Source organism: Siccirubricoccus deserti (assembly GCF_014283215.1).
GTDB lineage: Bacteria > Pseudomonadota > Alphaproteobacteria > Acetobacterales > Acetobacteraceae > Siccirubricoccus > Siccirubricoccus deserti.
Genome location: NZ_JACOMF010000221.1, coordinates 1 through 1,240 on the forward strand (window position 1 = coordinate 1; position 1,240 = coordinate 1,240).

Below are 1,240 nucleotides of genomic sequence, written 5' to 3' on the forward strand. Positions count from 1 at the left end.
AGGCGGATGCGGCATCGTACACGGACCCGGCCTGCCGTATTACCGGATCGCTTCGGCTCCACCGCTGGCAGCCCCAGTTGCCGGCCGCAGCGGATCATAGGCAGCAAGGTCGAGCTCCAGCGCTTGGCCCAGCACCAGTTGCGCCAGGAGATGCCCGGCGAAGGGGCCGATGGTCAGACCCGACGGACCCAGGCCGTTGCCGATGACCAGCCCGTCCAGCCCCGCGACCCGCCCCAGCATCGGCTTGAGGTTTGGACCCACGGGGGTAGCGGGGCCGAGCCCGGGTGCGACGGCCAGGGCCTGATTGAGGACCTCCGCCTGGCCCGCTGCCGTGACTCGATAGTCGAAGCCAGAGCCGATCTCGCGCGTGGCCCCGACCACCACCCGGGAGCCATCGAAGGCCAGCAGGTAATGGCTGCTCTGGGGCAGCACGACCGGCCAGGCCTTCGACGCAGCCCGAGGACCGTGGTGAGGGTGGTGAGGCGATGCCGGCCCTGGCTGCGGTGGCACCCCGGCATGGGTCTGGTCGACCACCACCACCTCGGCGCAAGCCAGGGCCAGGTGCCTGGTCCTCCTCGAGGTTGCCGATCAGCATCTTGAGTTGGCCGATCTCGGCATCAGCCCCTAGCAGGACCTGCCGTAGCAGTCGCGTCGCAAGGCTGCGAACTGGCCACTCAGCTTCTTGATCTCGAGCATAGCGTTCGCCTGGAGGGACCACCAAGTCGTCTGAGGATCCAAGAACCACCGAAGCGGGTATATCCTGGTTTCGAGGACTGTCACGTGCAGATGCTGCGCCCTGCGGAGTACGGGCGGGCTGTCGTGCGGCGGCAGCCCAGCTAGGAGGAAATACCAGTGACAACAGCCTCTATCGGCCGCCGCGCCGCTCTCGGCACTGCGCTCGCTGCAATGACACTCGGGCGCCCGGCTATCGGCCAGGGACGTTTCCCCAACCGCCCCGTTCGGTTCTTAATTCCCTGGGCACCAGGCGGCACGCTGGACGGCTTCATGCGCCTGCAGGCGGAGCTGTTCCAGCAGAACACCGGCCAGACGCTGGTCATCGAGAACCGTCCCGGCGCCCGCGGCACTCTGGCCGCGCAGTTCCTGCTCAACCAAGCACGGCCGGACGGTTACACCATCGCCCACCACCATCTCTCTGTAATCCGGCACCCGTTCCTGACGCGGCGGCCCACCTGGCACCCGGTGAACGATTTCACCTACATCATGCAGCAGACCGGCTTTG

2 protein-coding genes are annotated in these 1,240 nt (G+C 67.3%); one reads left to right on the forward strand and one right to left on the reverse strand.

The window, feature by feature from the left end:
• Window positions 1–39: 39 nt before the first annotated feature.
• Window positions 40–540 carry an NAD(P)/FAD-dependent oxidoreductase gene (locus H7965_RS29940; protein ID WP_315898726.1) on the reverse strand — a complete coding sequence of 167 codons (501 nt, stop codon included), beginning with the start codon at window positions 538–540 and terminating at the stop codon, window positions 40–42.
• Window positions 541–852: 312 nt separating this feature from the next.
• On the opposite strand from H7965_RS29940, the gene H7965_RS31865 reads away from it, so the two are divergent.
• Window positions 853–1,240, forward strand: a 388-nt coding sequence (locus H7965_RS31865) for a Bug family tripartite tricarboxylate transporter substrate binding protein (protein WP_315898727.1), incomplete at its 3' end; no start/stop codon positions are given.